This is a genomic window from Vibrio sp. 1069 (genome assembly GCF_033340555.1).
Genome location: NZ_JAWOWP010000518.1, coordinates 1 through 635, shown reverse-complemented (window position 1 = coordinate 635; position 635 = coordinate 1). Strand labels below are relative to the sequence as shown.

Annotated in this window: 1 protein-coding gene; it reads left to right on the top strand. The window is 45.7% G+C overall.

Annotation, left to right across the window (positions count from 1 at the left end; translation table 11 throughout):
• On the top strand, positions 1-635 hold a 635-nt coding region (locus R7040_RS27495), incomplete at both ends, for a methyl-accepting chemotaxis protein (RefSeq protein WP_318097748.1).

Genomic DNA, 635 nt, shown 5'->3' with positions numbered 1-635 from the left:
TGGGATGCAGGGCCTGATTATGATCCTCGACAACGCCCTTGGTTTATCGCAGCCAAAAACAAAGGCGATTTGGTGGTTACCGACCCTTATGTTGATGCTTCATCTAAGAATGTGATCATCTCTGTTGGTACGCCAGTAAAACAAAACGGCCAGTTCTTAGCGGGCATGTTTTACGACCTAGAGCTAACTACCCTTTCCGACCTAGTTAACCAAGTGAACCTATTTGATGCTGGTTACTTGTTCTTAGTCACTGACGATGGCACGACGATTGCGCACCCGCAAAGTAAGTACAACGGTGAAAAGCTCAATAGCTACCTACCGCAAGTTGACTTAAATAAGGCGACTCAACACATCGAAGTTGATAACAATCCTTACATGGTTAGCCTTACTCATATCCCAAGTGAGAACTGGTACGTGGGCGCCATCATTGATGAAACGGCAGCTTACTCAGTGGTTGGAGAGCTACGTAATAGCGCGATCATTTACTCAATCATCGCTGTACTTGCTTCAGTTATCGCATTAACACTTCTGATCAGAACCCTAATGCGCCCGCTAGATACACTAAACACGGCAATTAAAGACGTCGCATCTGGCAAAGGTGATTTAACGCAACGCCTAGAAACTGACACCGATCA